17 protein-coding genes and 1 riboswitch are annotated in these 17,106 nt (G+C 50.3%); of the genes, 7 read left to right on the forward strand and 10 right to left on the reverse strand.

The annotated features are described in order from the left end of the window. Positions 1 to 9 precede the first annotated feature (9 nt). Entirely contained in the window at positions 10 to 1,875 is a 1,866-nt protein-coding gene (ilvD, locus tag GGR41_RS05635) for a dihydroxy-acid dehydratase (RefSeq protein WP_077734464.1), read from the reverse strand. Between the two features lie 340 nt (positions 1,876 to 2,215). Here ilvD and GGR41_RS05640 point away from each other — a divergent pair, with 340 nt between their 5' ends. From GGR41_RS05640 to GGR41_RS05650, 3 genes are read left to right on the forward strand one after another with little or no spacing between them, the layout of a single operon-like run. Continuing rightward, the gene (locus GGR41_RS05640) at positions 2,216 to 2,389 is read left to right on the forward strand and encodes a hypothetical protein (protein WP_167661013.1); all 174 of its coding nucleotides are present in this window, start codon (positions 2,216 to 2,218) and stop codon (positions 2,387 to 2,389) included. Continuing rightward, positions 2,386 to 3,600 carry a class I SAM-dependent methyltransferase gene (locus GGR41_RS05645; RefSeq protein ID WP_167661014.1) on the forward strand — a complete coding sequence of 405 codons (1,215 nt, stop codon included), beginning with the start codon at positions 2,386 to 2,388 and terminating at the stop codon, positions 3,598 to 3,600. The genes GGR41_RS05640 and GGR41_RS05645 overlap by 4 nt, the downstream gene beginning before the upstream one ends. Before the next feature lie 17 nt (positions 3,601 to 3,617). Then, the gene (locus GGR41_RS05650; RefSeq protein ID WP_167661015.1) at positions 3,618 to 4,526 is read left to right on the forward strand and encodes a DMT family transporter; all 909 of its coding nucleotides are present in this window, start codon (positions 3,618 to 3,620) and stop codon (positions 4,524 to 4,526) included. On the opposite strand, the gene GGR41_RS05655 is transcribed toward GGR41_RS05650, so the two are convergent. Then, positions 4,516 to 5,652, reverse strand: coding sequence for a tRNA nucleotidyltransferase/poly(A) polymerase-related protein (locus tag GGR41_RS05655; RefSeq protein WP_276509336.1), 1,137 nt, complete (start codon positions 5,650 to 5,652; stop codon positions 4,516 to 4,518). The genes GGR41_RS05650 and GGR41_RS05655 overlap by 11 nt on opposite strands. After that, entirely contained in the window at positions 5,652 to 7,757 is a 2,106-nt protein-coding gene (locus GGR41_RS05660; protein WP_167661016.1) for a lytic transglycosylase domain-containing protein, read from the reverse strand. The genes GGR41_RS05655 and GGR41_RS05660 overlap by 1 nt, the downstream gene beginning before the upstream one ends. A 27-nt stretch (positions 7,758 to 7,784) precedes the next feature. Between GGR41_RS05660 and GGR41_RS05665 the strand changes: the two genes are divergently transcribed. Then, positions 7,785 to 8,393, forward strand: coding sequence for a 5-formyltetrahydrofolate cyclo-ligase (locus GGR41_RS05665; protein WP_167661017.1), 609 nt, complete (start codon positions 7,785 to 7,787; stop codon positions 8,391 to 8,393). Between the two features lie 66 nt (positions 8,394 to 8,459). Here the strand turns inward: GGR41_RS05665 and GGR41_RS05670 are convergent, their stop codons facing one another. From GGR41_RS05670 to metK, 3 genes are all read right to left on the reverse strand, one after another. Further along, positions 8,460 to 8,798 carry a phage holin family protein gene (locus GGR41_RS05670; protein WP_077734461.1) on the reverse strand — a complete coding sequence of 113 codons (339 nt, stop codon included), beginning with the start codon at positions 8,796 to 8,798 and terminating at the stop codon, positions 8,460 to 8,462. A 48-nt stretch (positions 8,799 to 8,846) separates the two neighbouring features. Continuing rightward, complete coding sequence (ahcY, locus tag GGR41_RS05675) at positions 8,847 to 10,247, reverse strand: adenosylhomocysteinase (protein ID WP_167661018.1); 1,401 nt, start codon at positions 10,245 to 10,247, stop codon at positions 8,847 to 8,849. A 68-nt stretch (positions 10,248 to 10,315) separates the two neighbouring features. Next, positions 10,316 to 10,420: riboswitch (S-adenosyl-L-homocysteine riboswitch) on the reverse strand. Between the two features lie 101 nt (positions 10,421 to 10,521). Continuing rightward, the gene (metK, locus tag GGR41_RS05680; protein ID WP_077734459.1) at positions 10,522 to 11,685 is read right to left on the reverse strand and encodes a methionine adenosyltransferase; all 1,164 of its coding nucleotides are present in this window, start codon (positions 11,683 to 11,685) and stop codon (positions 10,522 to 10,524) included. A gap of 219 nt (positions 11,686 to 11,904) precedes the next feature. On the opposite strand from metK, the gene GGR41_RS05685 reads away from it, so the two are divergent. Genes GGR41_RS05685 through GGR41_RS05695 form a run of 3 tightly spaced genes read left to right on the forward strand, consistent with a single transcriptional unit; the run spans position 11,905 to position 14,413 of the window. After that, positions 11,905 to 12,762 carry a lysophospholipid acyltransferase family protein gene (locus GGR41_RS05685; protein ID WP_268235104.1) on the forward strand — a complete coding sequence of 286 codons (858 nt, stop codon included), beginning with the start codon at positions 11,905 to 11,907 and terminating at the stop codon, positions 12,760 to 12,762. Between the two features lie 18 nt (positions 12,763 to 12,780). Then, the gene (locus GGR41_RS05690) at positions 12,781 to 13,452 is read left to right on the forward strand and encodes a DUF484 family protein (RefSeq protein WP_167661020.1); all 672 of its coding nucleotides are present in this window, start codon (positions 12,781 to 12,783) and stop codon (positions 13,450 to 13,452) included. Then, positions 13,427 to 14,413, forward strand: a complete 987-nt coding sequence (locus GGR41_RS05695) for a site-specific integrase (RefSeq protein ID WP_167661021.1) — start codon at positions 13,427 to 13,429, stop codon at positions 14,411 to 14,413. Before GGR41_RS05690 ends, GGR41_RS05695 begins: the two co-directional genes overlap by 26 nt. Here the strand turns inward: GGR41_RS05695 and GGR41_RS05700 are convergent. Genes GGR41_RS05700 through GGR41_RS13170 form a run of 4 tightly spaced genes read right to left on the reverse strand, consistent with a single transcriptional unit; the run spans position 14,410 to position 17,096 of the window. Beyond that, positions 14,410 to 15,366: a metal ABC transporter solute-binding protein, Zn/Mn family gene (locus GGR41_RS05700; RefSeq protein ID WP_167661022.1), complete on the reverse strand. Its 957-nt coding sequence runs from the start codon at positions 15,364 to 15,366 to the stop codon at positions 14,410 to 14,412. The genes GGR41_RS05695 and GGR41_RS05700 overlap by 4 nt on opposite strands. Then, positions 15,347 to 16,276, reverse strand: a complete 930-nt coding sequence (locus tag GGR41_RS05705; RefSeq protein WP_209279755.1) for a metal ABC transporter permease — start codon at positions 16,274 to 16,276, stop codon at positions 15,347 to 15,349. Before GGR41_RS05705 ends, GGR41_RS05700 begins: the two co-directional genes overlap by 20 nt. Beyond that, a complete protein-coding gene (locus tag GGR41_RS05710) occupies positions 16,255 to 16,977 on the reverse strand; it encodes a metal ABC transporter ATP-binding protein (protein WP_373868041.1) in 723 nt (240 codons plus the stop codon). The genes GGR41_RS05705 and GGR41_RS05710 overlap by 22 nt, the downstream gene beginning before the upstream one ends. Beyond that, a complete protein-coding gene (locus GGR41_RS13170; RefSeq protein WP_268235101.1) occupies positions 16,968 to 17,096 on the reverse strand; it encodes a hypothetical protein in 129 nt (42 codons plus the stop codon). Before GGR41_RS13170 ends, GGR41_RS05710 begins: the two co-directional genes overlap by 10 nt. Between the last annotated feature and the right edge of the window lie 10 nt (positions 17,097 to 17,106).

A 17,106-nucleotide genomic window follows, 5' to 3' on the forward strand; every position in this document is an offset into this window, starting at 1 on the left:
TTAGATTCGTTATTTACGCACGATTTGGCTAATATCGCGCACCGCACCACGGTCGGCAGAGGTAGCTAGCGCCGCATAGGCACGCAAGGCTTGAGACACGACTCGGGGCCGTGCTTCGACGGGCTGCCACGCTTGGTCGCCGCGCGCCTCCATGGCGGCTCGACGCGTTTGTAGCTCGTCATCGCTGACAGCCAAATGAATGCGACGGTTAGGAATATCAATCTCAATCGTATCACCGTCTTCGATCAATCCGATGACCCCGCCCTCTGCGGCCTCGGGCGAGGCATGACCAATCACTAGACCCGATGAGCCACCAGAGAAACGCCCATCTGTTAGCAACGCGGCGCTTTTGCCCAACCCCATCGATTTCAAATAGGAAGTGGGATACAGCATTTCTTGCATACCTGGCCCGCCTTTAGGCCCTTCGTAGCGAATTACCACCACGTCGCCTGCCACCACCACACCATTTAAGATGCCATCCACAGCGGACTCTTGGCTTTCAAATACACGGGCTGTGCCGGTGAACTGCAAAATACTGTCATCAACCCCAGCCGTTTTGACAATACACCCTTTTTCAGCCAAATTGCCGTACATCACAGCAAGACCACCGTCTTGGGAATACGCGTGCTCTTTGCTACGTATACACCCATTTTCACGGTCAGCATCGACCTCTTCGTAATACCGGTCTTGACTAAATGCGACTTGAGTCGGCACACCACCTGGAGCAGAGCGGAAGAAAGTATCTACGGCTTTAGCGTTGGCCCCTTTGATGTCCCAACGCTTGATGGCTTCACCCAATGTACCGCTGTGAATATTGCCCACATCGAGGTTTAACAGACCAGCACGGCCGAGCTCGCCTAAGATACCCATAATACCGCCCGCACGGTGTACGTCTTCCATATGATAGAGTTCGGTTGCGGGGGCTACCTTGCACAGACAGGGTACGTGACGCGAAATGCGGTCAATATCGGCCATAGTGAAATCGACGCCTGCCTCTTGGGCCGCAGCCAGTAAGTGCAAAACGGTGTTGGTGGAGCCACCCATGGCGACGTCCAGTGCCATAGCATTTTCAAAAGCACCAAAGCTAGCAATCTGACGCGGTAAAACGCTTTCGTCATTTTCCTCGTAGTAGCGCTTACAGAGCTCAACAATTAATGTACCGGCATTTTCAAATAAGCCGCGACGACGCGCATGGGTCGCCACTAAACTACCATTACCTGGCAAAGCCAAGCCTAAGGCTTCGGTTAAGCAATTCATGGAGTTAGCGGTAAACATACCCGAGCAAGACCCACACGTAGGACAAGCACTGCGTTCAATTTCAGCGACTTCTTCATCACTGACAGAGCTGTCGGCCGCTTGAATCATGGCATCTACGAGGTCTAATTTGCGCACCACTGTTTTTCCGTCTTTGGCTACGACCTTGCCGGCCTCCATCGGACCACCCGAAACAAAGACCACTGGAATATTAATGCGCAAAGCGGCCATCAGCATGCCAGGGGTAATTTTGTCGCAGTTAGAAATACACACCATTGCGTCAGCACAATGTGCGTTCACCATGTACTCTACCGAGTCAGCAATAAGCTCGCGTGAAGGCAGGGAATACAACATACCATCGTGCCCCATGGCAATACCATCATCGACGGCAATGGTGTTGAACTCTTTAGCCACGCCCCCTGCTGCCTCGATCTGACGTGCTACCAATTGCCCCATGTCTTTGAGGTGGACGTGGCCTGGAACAAACTGTGTAAACGAGTTAACCACAGCAATAATAGGCTTGTTAAAATCACCGTCTTTCATGCCCGTTGCACGCCAAAGAGCGCGCGCGCCGGCCATATTGCGACCATGTGTAGAAGTACGTGAACGATATTGTGGCATTTTGATTATCTCTAGCAAAAAAGCATAATAAAGATGATTATGATAGACGGCTACGGCACTTTACGCGAATAAAAAGCACGAGATTGTACTTATTTTGCTGTAATTCCCAGTTTTCACTGCACGGTCTTAGTCTCTGTAAGCTAATTGTAATCCTAGCAGATTTTATTAGGCCCTCCTACGCTGCTTACATCTTGCCTTGGTATGATTTTTACAGCCTTTAAGTGATAGGCTTCTCTCTGCTTAGGGTTCCAGCAATACGCCAAGACGTGGACACCTATGCACGAAATCCTCGCAGTCCATCACAGTATGAGTACTATAGATTCACCTCTACGGGTTACGTATGAACGCTTTATTATCTAAACCATTACTTCTTGCCGTTTTATTGTGCTTGCCCTTGTGGGTGGTGTTCGGCAATTTTATTGCAGCCTTGATCAGCGCAGTGCTGATCAGCTTTTTTATTGGTATGTTACGCGCTTTAAAATCTCTTTCTCAAAATAAAAAAAATAAACCATGATCTGTTTCCCTGCCCCCCTGTATCCCCACGGCTTGCCTAAACTTGAACCCGAACTGCTTCCGCTGCTGGATCGCCACCATCAAGCCTTAGCCGCACTCATTGCAGACCACGACAACTTCCTGCCTTACGATCAATGGATGCAAGCCGCGCTGTACGCACCTCAGATGGGTTATTACACGGGGGGAAGCACCAAGTTCCACTATGCGGGCGATTTCACCACTGCCCCAGAGCTAAGTCCTTTGTTTGGACAATGCCTAGCCAAACAGGTGGCTCAAATTCTTCAGCACTGCCCTGAACCAAAGGTGTTCGAGTTTGGGGCGGGTTCAGGTGCGTTGGCGGCATCCGTTCTTACAACGCTAGATCAAATGGGTCATGCCACCACACCCTACATTATTTTGGAGCTATCGCCTTCGTTACGCGCACGTCAGCAAGAGCGCCTTGCTAGCTGGGGCCAACGAGTGCAGTGGGTAAATGAGTTGCCCACAGCGTTTAGTGGCGCAGTGCTTGCCAACGAGGTATTGGATGCCATGCCTGTGCATTTAGTGCAGCGCAGCGCGGACTTAAGCATTTTGGAATTAGGTGTCAGTGTTAATCACGAGGCCGCAGCGACAGCACCTAGCCCTTTTAGATTGACCGCTCGTTTAGCCAAAGGCGAGTTAGCACGAATCGCTGAAGAACGGTTGCCGCGTATTGCCGGTTACCGCTCTGAAATCAACCTACAGGCCGAAAGCTGGATTCGAGCCATGGGCGACTGGCTGCAGGTAGGTGGTGCGCTATTAATTGACTACGGCTTTGCACAGCATGAGTACTACCATGCCCAACGCACTACGGGCACGCTCATGTGCCACTTCCGTCATTTTGCGCATGATGAGTCCTTAATCTTGCCCGGTCTGCAAGACATCACCGCCCATGTGGATTTTACCGCTATAGCGGATGCCGCTTTGGCAGCGCAATTAGAGGTAGGGGGTTATACGTCTCAAGCTCACTTTTTAATGAATTGTGGCCTAACGCAAGACCTAGAAGCCATACACCATGCGCTAGACCTAAACAATAACTCTCATTTGCAGCGTTGGTCGCAACAGGTTCATGCAGTCCAAACCTTACTCTCTGAAGCCGAAATGGGAGAGCTCTTTAAGGTATTAGCCTTGGGCAAAGACCTACCCACCCCGCTTCTGGGTTTTATGATGCGTGATAGACGCGATTTTTTATAAAGATACGATAAAAACGTATGACCCCAGCCCAACCTTTTTCCCGCCGTGTGGCGCTGTTTATTTTACTGAGTGTAGGCACCTGTTTTGCCAGTGCCCATATTGCTGCTCGTATTAGCTTTGATAACGGTACAGGCCTACTTACCGCCGTGGTGTTTCGTTCGATCGTTACACTGGGGCTGTTATCTTTACTTGCTGTCGTCTATAAGCAAAGCATTAAACTCAGATGGCGCTTGGTGCCTTGGCAATTACTACTTGGCCTGCTCATTGCTATTCAAAGCATTAGTATTTACTCTGCGGTATCACGCATTCCAGTAGGCATTGCGCTGCTCACCGTCAATACCTTCCCCGTGCAATTAGCACTTATTTCTTGGCTACTAGGGGGTAAACCACCCACTAAAGCCCGTGCCAGTATCATGGGGTTAATTTTAATTGGACTGATCCTAGCGCTTGATATTCCTGCTTTAGCACAAAGCGACCAAAGCAACATCGACTTGTGGCTTATAGGCATTGGTTTTGCTTTATTTGCCGCTTTCTCGTTTGCGTTAGGGCTTTGGGTGACAGAAAATAAGCTTTCTCGGGTTCAAGGCAGCGCACGCAGCTTTTACACCATGCTAACCGTCTTGTGCCTCACGCTAAGTGCTGGCAGTGTGGACATCATCCCTGGCGGTCTTAGCCTGCCCGAAACAGGGGTAGGCCTCGCCACTCTTTTGTTGCTTAGCGGCCTGTACGCCTGTGCATTTATTATGCTGTTTATGCTGGCACCCCGCCTTAACTTGGCACAAAATGCCTCAGCCATGAATATCGAGCCCGTGGCCTCATTAACCTTGGGCTGGTTAATTTTGGGGCAGGCTCTTAGCCCAATGCAAATAGTAGGGGGCGCAGTGGTAGTTAGCTGTATTGTGGCCTTTGCTCAGCTTAAAAAATAGCCGCCAAGGCTGCTATTCTTGCCTTTAAAATAGCTGCAGGTATGGCCTGCGGCTGCGCCTGATGCTGTTGTGCAATAGCAGCGGCATCAACGTTGGCAAACACACAAGCAGCCTGTTGCCACAAAGGCCAGTTGGCTTGGGCCACGCACTCAGCCGCTTGCACTAACTGCCTATAACGCTCTGGTTTTCTTAAACTATCTAGGCGTTGCAGGGCCTGCGCCACCTGATTAGGCGTTGGTTGCGCTTGCGCAGCATCTAACAGCAAAGGCAATAGTCGCGCAGCCTCTTTATAAGCCGTAGGGGCCTTAATATGCTGTGCTATCGACTCGGGGTGTGGGCTTTGCGAGCATAAAATCGCAAACCGCTGTAGCGTAGACAGGTCGTGCCTGATAGCACACGCCATTGCGGTGTCCAACGTTGGGCTAAGCCGCAGCCCAGGCAAAACACGCTCTAAGGCGCCGCATTGCGCTAATACCTGAACCATGCGTAAAGGGTCATGGGTTTGCAAGCCTTTGTGTAGCTCTTGCCAGACGCGCTCTGGCACGAGCGCATCGACCTCGCCGTTTTGCACTAACTGCAGCGCCAATTGCTCTGTCTCGGCTGCGATCCGAAATGAACTAAAGCGTGCTGCAAAACGCGCTAAACGCAAGAGCCGAACCGGGTCCTCGACAAAGGCTGTGCCGATATGGCGTAAGGTTTTCTGCTCTAAATCGGCATAGCCACCCAATGGATCATAAAACTGCCCCTGGGTGTCAATGGCTAAAGCGTTAATCGTCAAGTCGCGGCGTGACAAATCATCAGCCAATGTCACATCAGGCCCCGTATAAAAAGTAAACCCTTGGTAGCCACGCCCCGATTTACGCTCTGTGCGGGCTAAGGCAAACTCTTCTTTAGTTTGCGGGTGCAGAAAGACGGGGAAGTCTCCGCCTACCGGAATAAAGCCACGTTGGGCTAAGTGCTCGGGGCTCGCGCCGACCACGACCCAATCGCGGTCTCCGACCGGCAGACCGAGCAACGTGTCGCGCACAGCCCCCCCCACCACATAGCACTGCAAGCCATCTAGCAAAAGATCAGGCTGAGCAACCAGTTGGTTTAAGGCCTGCTGTTGCGTTGGACTAATTGGCATTAAGGCAACTCCGTCGTACGACTAGACTGAGGACTAATTGTACCTAAACGCTGTTTGAGTGACTGGGGTTGGCCGCTGAACATCATGGAGTAATAGGTGGCATTGGACAGCACGTTTTTCACATACAGACGCGTTTCGGTAAAGGGAATGGTTTCTGCAAAAATGGCACCCTCGACCGGCCCTTGTAGACGTGAGCGCCAATTAATAGGCCGTTTGGGCCCGGCGTTATAACCAGCAGAGGCCAAGACCTCGGAACCACCTAGTTGCCCCAGCACCATGTTTAGGTAATTAGTACCCAAGATAGTATTGGTCTCGAACTCATTGACCATCGAAGGCGTGAAATGAGTCATTCCTATTTTATTGGCCGTCCATTTTGCAGTAGCGGGCATAAGCTGCATCAAGCCCGATGCCCCTACACCCGAACGCGCATCCATCATGAATCGGGATTCTTGACGAATGAGCCCATATACCCATGCTGGATCTAAACCGATCAAGCGGGCTTTTTCTGTGACCCCGCCCTCAAAGGGCGCTACAAAACGCTGACTGAAATCCACCTCTTGTTTGGTTAATAAAGACGTGTTCACTACACGATCATACACATGGTTATCACGGGCTAACTCGGCCGCAGCACGTAACTGCCTATCGTTCATGCCACGCAAAGCAAAGGCCCACTCTGTCGTGGCCTCGGGACGCCAACCCAGTTTAAATAGCTCTAAAGAGCGTAAAAAAGCAGGTCGTGTTGCCACATCGCGTTTTTCAGCCACACTAATCGGTGTAGGCTGTGGTGGCAATGGAATAGCACGCCCTAGCTCTTCGTTGGCCAACTGACCATAAAAACTTAAATCACTACTAATGGACTCATAGGCGGCTTGCGCTTGGGCTTGGTGGCCTTGAGCAGCTAAGGCACGCGCTTTCCAATACACCCACACTGGCTCGGAGGCCTGAGGCTCAGACATCTTCGCAATAGCGCGTTCAACTTGCTTCCAGTCGATGGGGTACTGGCGCAACTCGGCTCGCACTTCCCATGCATGGTTATAGTCTGTTTTGGGAGTAGTGCCTGATAAGCGATACCAACGTGCTGCATCATTTTCCACACGCAAAGCCGGTATTAAGCCAAACTGCCCCCATACCCAATCTTTATTTGCCTGAGGTAACTGAGCCGCCCATTTTTGTTCGATATACTGGGCTTGAGCCGCACGATCGCTTTGTCTTGCTAGACGTGATAAGGCTAAAGAAACTAATTCGGTATGAGCCTGCCCTTGGACCTGCCCTTGTTGGTCTAGCCAACGACGCGGTGCTTCCATTAGAGCTGTGTAGTCTTGCATTTGTTTGCCATCAAAAATAATAGCTGCATAGCGTCTTGCTTCGCTGGTTTTACCTTGCTCTAAGGCGGCGCGCATTAAATCTCGCACATCGGTAAAGCCCACTGCTTTGGCTTCCCAAAGCTGATCCAACAGGCTCCAGCAAGTCGAACCCGGCACAAACTGAGACAAAACCCGTTGGATATCTAAAGACTGCTGAGTCATATGCCTACCATAGGCCACCGCACAACGCACTTGTGAATTACCAAGGTCTTGGGGCTGCAATTGATTGATGAGCTGAAAATCACCGGCTCGTACTGCCGCAATCGCCCAGTCCCCTTTTAGGCGTTGCGCTAAGTACTCGTCGTCGTACTCACGTAAAAACTGCCAAAGTTGGTCAGAAGGAATCGGTCGAGTGGAGTCATGAATTTGTTGGCGTAAATGCCAATAGGCGGGATAAGCCCCTAATACAGGATCGGCTTTGGCGGGCTGTACAAGCTCTACCAAACGGCGCCAGTTTTTAGCTTGTAATGCAGCGCGAGCATCGATAACGGCTTGGCGCGCAGTTGCTGGTACAGAAGGCAGTTGATTCCAACGCACCGCCGGAGGGGGTGCCGCATAGGTAGGAGCGAGCGCAGCCATTTGTTTAGGTGCTTGATGCGCTTCGACCTCAGGCGCTTTGGCTGCACCAGCGCACCCAACTAAAAACACACTGCTGATAAGACCGACGTGCATCAACCAACGATTCCGTGGCACGCTACTGCCTAGAAGGCTATTTTTCTGATACCTTAGCTGTAAGAACATGGACTAGCCCTTTATAAATGACTCACTATGACAAACTATCATGACCTACGCCAACAATTATTACATCTACGCGCTGCCCAAGAATCCAGAGACACACGCCGCGGTGCACTGCTAATGCGAGGCCGTTTATTTACTTGGCTTAACCAATACCGACAACACCGCCCTGAACCGCAACAGCCCTTGCATATTGCAGCGTACTGGGCATTGGCTCATGAACCTGATTTAGGGCCTTTGCTTGTGCAATGGGCAGAAGAGGAAGCCATTCACGTTAGCCTACCCTGTGTGGTTAGCCCCGATTCGCCGTTAGTATTTAAGCCATGGCACCCTGGGCAAGCTATGAAAAAAGCGGCTTTTGGTGTGCTTGAGCCCGATACGCCAGAACTAGCACCTGACCCAGAAATCATTCTTGTGCCCACCTTGGGTTTTACGCGCCAAGGCGATCGGTTAGGCTATGGTAAAGGCTATTATGACCGCACTTTAGCAGACTTAACAGCACGCCAACAGACTTTTACGACCATTGGCCTAAGTTGGGCAGTAGGCGACCTAAGTCAAATGGACTATGTGGCCGCGGCACACGATGTGCCTTTAGACGCAGTACTAACAGATAAGGGCTGGCCTAAGCCAGCCCCTCTTTAGGTGTCCACCTCAACACAGGTACGTATTGCAGTGTTAGGTGGTAGCCTAGGGCAATACCTAATGGATTTAGTTTGGGATAAGGTTCGAAAGCAAGCTAGTGACAATACTGTACACAATGGCTCCGATAAAGGCCCACCAAAATCCAGTCACTTGGAAGCCTTTCAAAATAGACCCTGCCAACCAAAATACCAGAGCGTTAATCACTAGCAAAAATAAACCCAGAGTGACCACGGTCAGGGGTAACGTGAGGATTTGCAGTACAGGCTTGACCAGCATGTTCAGTAAGCCCAGCACCACCGCAGCGCCTAAGGCTGAGGTAAAACTTGCAACCTGAATACCGGGCAAAATATAGGCCACGATAAGCAACGCTACTGCGTTTAGAATCCAGACGAGTAGTAATGTCATGATTACGCTCCTTATGAAACAGGCACCCCAGTGGTGCCTGACTTATTTTTAGTAACGGTAATGATCGACCTTAAACGGTCCCTCAAGCGGTACGTTAATGTACTTGGCTTGCTCTTCCGACAACGTAGTAAGATTAACACCGAGCTTTGCCAAGTGTAAACGAGCCACTTTTTCGTCTAAGTGCTTGGGCAACACATAAACTTTACCACTTTCATAGCGATCACCCTGAGTAAAAAGCTCAATTTGTGCAATGGTTTGGTTAGTAAATGATGCAGACATCACAAAAGACGGGTGCCCTGTCGCACAACCCAAGTTGACTAAACGACCTTGAGCCAACAGGATAATACGCTTGCCATCTGGGAAAATCACGTGGTCTACCTGAGGCTTGATTTCCTCCCACTCGAGGTCAGACAAGGCCGCCACATCAATCTCATTATCAAAGTGACCAATATTACACACAATGGCTTGGTCTTTCATGCGCTCCATATGTTCGCGTGTAATCACATGGTAGTTGCCCGTAGCGGTTACAAAAATATCCGCTTTGTCAGCGGCTTCTTCCATGGTGACCACACGGTAGCCTTCCATAGAGGCTTGTAAAGCACAAATCGGGTCAATTTCTGTTACCCAAACCTGGGCACGTAGTGCTTGTAGAGCTTGGGCGCAGCCCTTACCCACGTCACCAAAACCACATACTACCGCGATTTTTCCGGCTACCATCACATCGGTGGCGCGCTTAATGCCATCGACTAAGGACTCGCGACACCCATATAAATTATCAAACTTGGATTTGGTGACGGAGTCGTTCACGTTAATAGCAGGGAAAGCCAGTTCGCCTTTTTTCGCCATTTGGTAAAGGCGCTGCACCCCGGTGGTGGTTTCTTCGGTCACCCCTTGGATTTGAGCCAAGCGAGTTGAATACCATGTGGCGTCTTCTTGAAGCTTGGCGCGGATACTTGCAAACAGGACGGTTTCCTCTTCGCTTGATGGCGCATCAAGTACAGACAAATCTTTTTCAGCCTTAGCACCTAAGTGCAGCAACACGGTAGCATCACCACCGTCGTCCAAAATCATGTTGGCTTGTTCGCCTGGCCAATTGAAAATCTGATGGCAATATTCCCAATAGTCTTCGAGGCTTTCCCCTTTTATGGCAAACACAGGAATTTGGTTAGCCGCAATGGCAGCCGCTGCATGGTCTTGTGTGGAAAAAATATTGCATGATGCCCAGCGCACCTCGGCACCCAAAGCCACCAGCGTCTCGATCAATACAGCCGTTTGGATAGTCATATGTAGACTGCCTGCAATACGCGCCCCTTTTAGAGGCTGAGCCGCTGCATATTCCTCGCGGGTTGCCATTAAGCCAGGCATTTCGGTTTCTGCAATCGCAATCTCTCGACGCCCCCAATCCGCTAGGCTGAGGTCGGCAATTTTGTAATCGGTAAAAGTAGACATAGAAGCTCCGGAAAATCCGTAGAAAAGGGTCGGAGCAAAAAAAAGCTCACCAACCCTGTCGATCAGAAGGTAGGTGAGCGTCGTTGTTCTAGGTAAAAACGTGAGCAACGTTCCAAATCTGAGCCTGGCTTTGGATGCTAGGCATCGACAAAGTCGCAACGCTCCTCAGATTGGCTTACATCAAAATTTGTGGCGCGTGTGCGCCTGTCTCAAGCAGGTGAGAAACCACGCCTATCATACCATTAGCGTGGTTTCAGGGTCTATGGCTTTCGCCTTAGATAGCTGCTTTTAGGGCAGCCGCTTTATCCGTTGCTTCCCAAGTAAATTCGGGTTCGCTACGTCCAAAATGGCCATAAGCGGCGGTTTTGGTGTAAATAGGACGCAATAGATCAAGCATTTGCACAATACCACGTGGGCGTAAGTCGAAATGCTCGCGGACTAATAACGCGATTTGATCATCGGGAATAATGCCTGTGCCATTGGTATAAACAGTGATATTAATTGGCTCGGCCACCCCTATCGCGTAGCTGACTTGCACCTCGCACTGACGCGCTAGCCCAGCTGCCACAATATTTTTGGCGACATAACGCGCCGCATAGGCAGCAGAGCGGTCAACCTTAGAGGGATCTTTACCGGAGAAAGCCCCACCACCGTGAGAGCATGCGCCACCATAGGTGTCAACGATAATTTTACGTCCGGTTAAGCCACAATCCCCATTTGGACCACCAATAACAAACTTACCGGTCGGGTTCACTAAAAAGCGCGTGTTATCCGTTAGCAGGCCCTCGGCAAAAGTAGGGCGAATAATGTCTTCAATGACGGCGTCACGAATGGTTTCTTGAGACAGATCGGGGTCGTGCTGAGTGGAGACCACCACGGTGTCGACCTCAACAGGGCGGCCATCAATGTAACGGAAGGTAACTTGAGCTTTGGCATCAGGGCGTAACCAAGGCAAGCGACCATCTTTACGCAGTTCGCTTTGTCGCTGCATCAACCGGTGAGAGTACCAAATGGGTGCAGGCATAAGGTCAGGGGTTTCATCACACGCAAAGCCAAACATGAGACCTTGGTCGCCTGCCCCTTGGTTCATGATTTCTTCGGGGCTGCGGTCTACGCCTTGGGCAATATCGGGTGACTGTTTATCGTAGGCGACTAAAACGGCGCAGCTCTTATAATCAATACCATAATCAGCGTTATCATAGCCAATGCGCTTTAAGGTCTCGCGCGCTACATCAATGTAATTCACATTTGCTGTGGTGGTAATTTCACCTGCCATAACCACTAAGCCCGTGTTACACAGGGTTTCAGCGGCAACGCGTGCATTGGGGTCTTGCTCGAAAATAGCGTCTAGCACCGCATCGGAAATTTGGTCAGCGACTTTATCGGGGTGACCTTCGGAGACAGATTCTGAAGTAAATAGAAAATCGTTATGTGCCACAGTGATTTATCCTGTAGGTTTCAATTAAAACAATGGCGTTGCACCACGGGAGAAAGCCTAAAAGACATATCAGGGCGCGACGCTTTAGCGGGAATGTACAGCTCTCTTTCGAGGATATCGCTCCGCAAGTTGTCGGGTTAACTCAGCGATGCCACCATTTTAAGCAAATTTAACTAAGATTCATACTATATTGTTATTTATTCAACGTATTACCCTCGAATTATGTTTTTGTTTTTCCTGAAATTGTTGGCAAAGTTACCCCTACGGTGGCTTCACGCACTGGGCCGCTTCTTAGGGGTCGTGGTTTATTTACTACCCGGTCGTTATCGTCAACGTATCCAAAAAAATGCCGCCCAAGCGGGCTATTCTGGCGCTGGCTTTGCACGACGCGCAGCGGCAGAGACCGGAGCCATGATTATGGAAACACCTAAAGTCTGGCTAGAGCCCGCCACCTGTTTAGCGCGCTGTAGTACCCAAGACGAACACATCGTTGCCGCAGCTTTAGCCGAGCAACGTGGTATCTTATATTTAACGCCGCATCTAGGCTGTTTTGAAATTACAGCGCGAGCCCTCATCAAACATGGCCCCATCACTGTTATGTTTAGACCGCCACGCCAGCAATTCATCGAGCCCGCTATGCAAGCTTCCCGTAATATGCCCGGTTTGCATGCTGTGCCGGCTTCCGTGCGTGGTATACGTGAATTTCTAAAAGCCTTAAGGCGTAACGAGGCCGTCGGCATGCTCCCAGACCAAGTCCCTAGTACGGGTGACGGCATCTGGGCCCCTTTTTTTGGCAAACCCGCCTATACCATGACCTTGGCGGCCAAGCTTGCCCTACAAGCCAATGTTCCCATTGTGCTCACCGCAGGCGAACGCTTACCTAAAGGCCAAGGCTGGCGTATTCACTATGTACGCTTAACGCTTCCCGACGACCCAACGGTAGAAAATACGGTGTATGCCATTAACGAGGCCATGGAGCATTTGATTCAACGTTTTCCTAGTCAGTATCTTTGGAGCTACAACCGATATAAAATTCCTCCTGAAGCTCCCGCTATACCGCCTTCTTTTACCTCATAATTTATTTTGGGATGATTTATGAGCCAAACTGCGATTCAAGCTGACGATGTGGCTGCTTTTTTACAGCACAACCCCACGTTTTTTTTAGAGCACGAGTATCTGCTACTCTCGCTTAAACTGCCCCATCCACGTACGGCTAAAGTCTTGTCTTTACCAGAACGCCAAACCCTGTACCTTCAACAGCATAATCAACAACTCAAGCAAGAGCGCCAACAGTTTTTAACTATCGCTCGCGAAAATGAGCTGATTCAACAAGCACTCTGGCTGTGGGCAGGCGACCTATTAGCCTATCAAGGTGCTGCCGAACACCTCGCTCGTTTTGCCTGCGATCGCTTACAAGTGCGCTATGGCTTACAAGAGGTACAGCTGCGCTTGTGGTGGGATGACTACCCCTATGCCACTCAAAGCACAGATACTGCCACCCAAGACCTCATCACCCATCAAACCAAACCCTATGCAGGTACCACTCAACATCCTGCGGCGCAGTGGTTCGAAGGCACATGGGCTTCAATGGCAGTTATCCCTCTGTATGCACCGAATGCTTCGCGGTCTATCGGCGCATTGGCGTTAGGGTCAGACATTGCCAACCGTTTTACTGCACGCATGGGGACGGATTTTTTAGAAATTATGGCCCAAGTCATTGTGGCGTCCTTGGCTCGGTTTTATGACTCCCACCCCTCGCACTCCTAATACTCGCCAAGCCATGCTGCAGTGGCTTCAGCACCTGAAAGCGGCGGGCGCGGCAGCAGACACGTTGGCTGCCTACGAGCGCGACCTAAAACACCTGATCGCGTGTTATGACTTACCCAGCCCCCAGCATTACGCCCGCAATCACTTGCAGTTTGCTTTAGGCGAATTGCAGGCGCAGGGCTTGCAGCCACGCAGCTTGGCACGACTGCTCTCCGCATGGCGTAATTTCTTTAATTGGTTTAGCGAACAATACCAAAGCGGCTATAACCCGTGCCTTGGCGTCCAAGCACCTAAGGGTCATTATCCTGATCCTAAAATTCTTTCGCTCACTCAGACCCAACAATTACTTGAGGCCTCCTCCCCAACCGAAGACAGTTCTGCTGTCGAGCTACGCGATCAAGCGCTTTTCGAGTTGCTGTATTCCAGTGGGTTACGTCTAAGCGAATTAATTTGGCTTGATGTTGAAGTCTGCGAGTCGCCCGCCTATACCTCTAAAGCATGGATAGACTGGGAAGAAAACGAAGTGGTGATTGCGGCCGCTTCAGAGCGTCAACGTCATGTGCCCATTGGCGGGCCCGCATTAACGGCATTAACGCGATGGCGCCAACGCCGTCATGAACTCTTACCCACAGCACTGGCCCAACAGCCAGAGCAAGACCCAGCGAATTATTTCTCGTTATTTTTAGGGGTCAGAGGGCAACGTATTAGTCCGCGCGTCATTCAAAAACAATTACAACTTCGAGCCCAACAAGCCGGCCTTAATCAGCGCGTTTTTCCGCACCGATTACGCAACAGTTTTGCTAACCATTTACTGGAGTCATCCAATGACGTGACGGGGGTGCAACAACTGATGGGGCATGCCATTTCTGATTCCACTGCCAGTCTAAAGCAACTTAACCCCGAGCAGCTAGCCGAATTCTTCAAAGCGCACCCACGCCACAACCCAAAAAAAGACGATTAACTACTTAGCGCTTTTAACAAGGCTTCTGCATTCCATCGCATGAGACCTAGATAATGGTCGGCAGGATGCGGGGCTTTAGCCAGTGCGTCTGAATACAAGGGCGCCCCTAATTGCGCACCAGTTTCGTTTGCAATTTGCTGCAGTAATTTTGGGTTAGAAATGTTTTCCACAAATACCGCTTTAACTTGGTTATCTCGCATGAAATCAATCAGGCCAGCCAGCTCTTTTGCCGACGGCTCAGCTTGGTTCGAAGCACCTAATAAGGATAGAAACTCAATATCGTAATCTTGGCCTAAATAGGCAAAGGCATCATGCGACGTCACCACGGTACGGCTTGTCTTAGGCAGCTGGTCGAACGCCGCTTGCATTTCAGTTTGCAACGCGCTGAGTTGTTTTTGGTAAGCCTCGGCTTGCTGCTGATAATAAGCTTTATGATCTGGGTCTGCCTCAATCAATGCGTTACGGATGTTTTTCACATAAAGCTGAGCGTGTTCTAGACTTTGCCACGCATGCGGATCGTAATCGCCATGATCATGCTCATGATGCTCATGGTCGTCATGATGACTGGTTTCTAGACTGTAGGTATGCCCTTCCTCTTCCTCTGCGTAGGCACGCAAAGGGACTCCCTCGATGGTTTCTATGACCTTGCCTTGATAACCCGCCGCCTCAATCAAACGCGGCAGCCACTCTTCGAATTGGGCCCCATTGATAAACAGTAGATCGGCATCTTGTAACGTTCTGGAATCGCTAGGGCGTGGCTCAAAGCTATGCGCGTCTCCTTCGGGCCCAACGATACTAAGTGAATCCACCTTATCGCCTCCTACCTGCTGCACCATATCGGCCAAGATAGAAAAACTACTGACTACCTTGAGTGGCGCAGCAAGCGCCAAAGGGCTGCCAACAAACCAGCTTAAAACGCTTATGGCGGTCGTTCTAATGAGAAGGTGTTTCATTTTTTCTCCCTTGAGCAATACGTTGGCGGTGATAAGCCGAGTGCTTTATGGCTTGCAAAATACCACCGTGCCGACCAAAAAATATAGAAATAAAATACGCCAGACCTGCCATTAAAATAATAGCGGGTGATGCCGGCACATCCACATGAAAGGACAACAATAGACCTAAATACGAGGTAAACGCCCCTAGTAGTCCTGCACATATCATTTGGCTGCTTGCTGAGTGCACCCAAAACCGAGCGGACGCAGCAGGCAGCATCATAATCCCTACCACCATGAGGGTGCCTAACACCTGAAAGCCGGCTACTAAGGTCATAACAAGCAGCACCAGAAACACAGCGTGTACCCAACCAGAACGCTTGCCTTGAGCACGTAAAAATAACGGATCTAAGCATTCCATCACTAATGGGCGGTAAATAGCCGCTAATACCAGTAATGCCACACTGGATGTGCTGGTGACTAAAAGCAGGGAGGCATCGTCAAGACCTAATACGGTGCCAAATAAGACGTGTAATAAATCCATATTAGAGCCGCGTAACGACACCAACAGTACCCCTAACCCCAGCGACACCAGATAAAAAGCAGCAAAACTAGCATCTTCGCGTAAAGGAGTAATACGGGATACTGCCCCCGCTAAAAGGGCGACGACTAAACCGGTGATCATGCCGCCCAGTGCCATGGCTCCTAAAGACAAACCCGCCGTTAAAAACCCTACTGCTACACCAGGTAAAATAGCGTGCGCCATGGCATCACCCATCAGGCTCATGCGGCGCAGAATTAAAAACACACCCAACGGCCCGGCTGCCATGGCTAAGGCAAACGAGCCCGCTAAGGCGCGACGCATAAAACCAAAGTCTAAAAACGGTTGAATCAGCCACTCGATGAGCATCACAGATAATCTCCAGCGCATAAATGACGCGCCATATGCAAATTTTCGGGTGTTAAAACCGTCGAGCTTGGTCCCCAAGCCACCAATTGACCACCAAGTAAAACGCTCGTAGGAAAATGATCTCGCACCATGTCTAGCTCATGTAACACGGCAATGATGGTACGACCCTGCTGATGCCACTGTAAAATTAATGCCAATAAGTCTTGAGTGGTTTCGGTGTCCACTGCTGCAAATGGCTCATCCAGTAAAATCACACTGGCGTCTTGCATTAATAACCGTGCAAAAAGAGCCCGTTGAAATTGGCCGCCCGATAATGTATTTATGCTGCGCTTAGCAAAACCAACTAGGCCCACTTGCTCTAGGGCATAGGTAATGCGTTGCCGTTCCGCCTGACTGACTCGGCCCCAATAGCCTATGCGTGACCAGGCACCCATAGCGACCAGATCATACACAGTAATTGGAAAGCTACGGTCAATGTCTGCTTGTTGTGGCAAAAAAGCCAGCTCAGTGGCATGATTAATATGTAGATGAATCTGTCCGTGTAAGGGTGCAATTTCCCCCATTAGCCCTTTTAACAAGGTAGACTTACCTGCACCATTTGGTCCTACCAAGGCATACAACCCACCCTGAAGAAACTGGCCACTAATATCACGGACGGCGACTTTGTCACGCCAGCCTAAGCTTAGGTGTTCTAATTCAATCAGCGCCGTGCTCATACCCACCCTAAGGCCCATGCACTAAGCAGCCACATGAGCACAATAACAATAACTGCCCCCAGCATTCGTTGCCCTGCTGAATACAGCAAAGCAGAGCCAGTATATAAACGCGCTGTTTTACGCATGGTTTTTCCA

The organism is Paenalcaligenes hominis, from assembly GCF_011927625.1.
In the GTDB taxonomy this organism is placed as follows: domain Bacteria; phylum Pseudomonadota; class Gammaproteobacteria; order Burkholderiales; family Burkholderiaceae_B; genus Paenalcaligenes; species Paenalcaligenes hominis.

Coding starts and splice junctions, on each gene's coding strand:
- ilvD (WP_077734464.1), bottom strand. CDS start 1,875: ATGCCACAATATCGTTCACGTACTTCTACACATGGTCGCAATATGGCC.
- GGR41_RS05640 (WP_167661013.1), top strand. CDS start 2,216: ATGAACGCTTTATTATCTAAACCATTACTTCTTGCCGTTTTATTGTGC.
- GGR41_RS05645 (WP_167661014.1), top strand. CDS start 2,386: ATGATCTGTTTCCCTGCCCCCCTGTATCCCCACGGCTTGCCTAAACTT.
- GGR41_RS05650 (WP_167661015.1), top strand. CDS start 3,618: ATGACCCCAGCCCAACCTTTTTCCCGCCGTGTGGCGCTGTTTATTTTA.
- GGR41_RS05655 (WP_276509336.1), bottom strand. CDS start 5,652: ATGCCAATTAGTCCAACGCAACAGCAGGCCTTAAACCAACTGGTTGCT.
- GGR41_RS05660 (WP_167661016.1), bottom strand. CDS start 7,757: ATGTTCTTACAGCTAAGGTATCAGAAAAATAGCCTTCTAGGCAGTAGC.
- GGR41_RS05665 (WP_167661017.1), top strand. CDS start 7,785: ATGACAAACTATCATGACCTACGCCAACAATTATTACATCTACGCGCT.
- GGR41_RS05670 (WP_077734461.1), bottom strand. CDS start 8,798: ATGACATTACTACTCGTCTGGATTCTAAACGCAGTAGCGTTGCTTATC.
- ahcY (WP_167661018.1), bottom strand. CDS start 10,247: ATGTCTACTTTTACCGATTACAAAATTGCCGACCTCAGCCTAGCGGAT.
- GGR41_RS05690 (WP_167661020.1), top strand. CDS start 12,781: ATGAGCCAAACTGCGATTCAAGCTGACGATGTGGCTGCTTTTTTACAG.
- GGR41_RS05695 (WP_167661021.1), top strand. CDS start 13,427: ATGACTCCCACCCCTCGCACTCCTAATACTCGCCAAGCCATGCTGCAG.
- GGR41_RS05700 (WP_167661022.1), bottom strand. CDS start 15,366: ATGAAACACCTTCTCATTAGAACGACCGCCATAAGCGTTTTAAGCTGG.
- GGR41_RS05705 (WP_209279755.1), bottom strand. CDS start 16,276: ATGCGCTGGAGATTATCTGTGATGCTCATCGAGTGGCTGATTCAACCG.
- GGR41_RS13170 (WP_268235101.1), bottom strand. CDS start 17,096: ATGCGTAAAACAGCGCGTTTATATACTGGCTCTGCTTTGCTGTATTCA.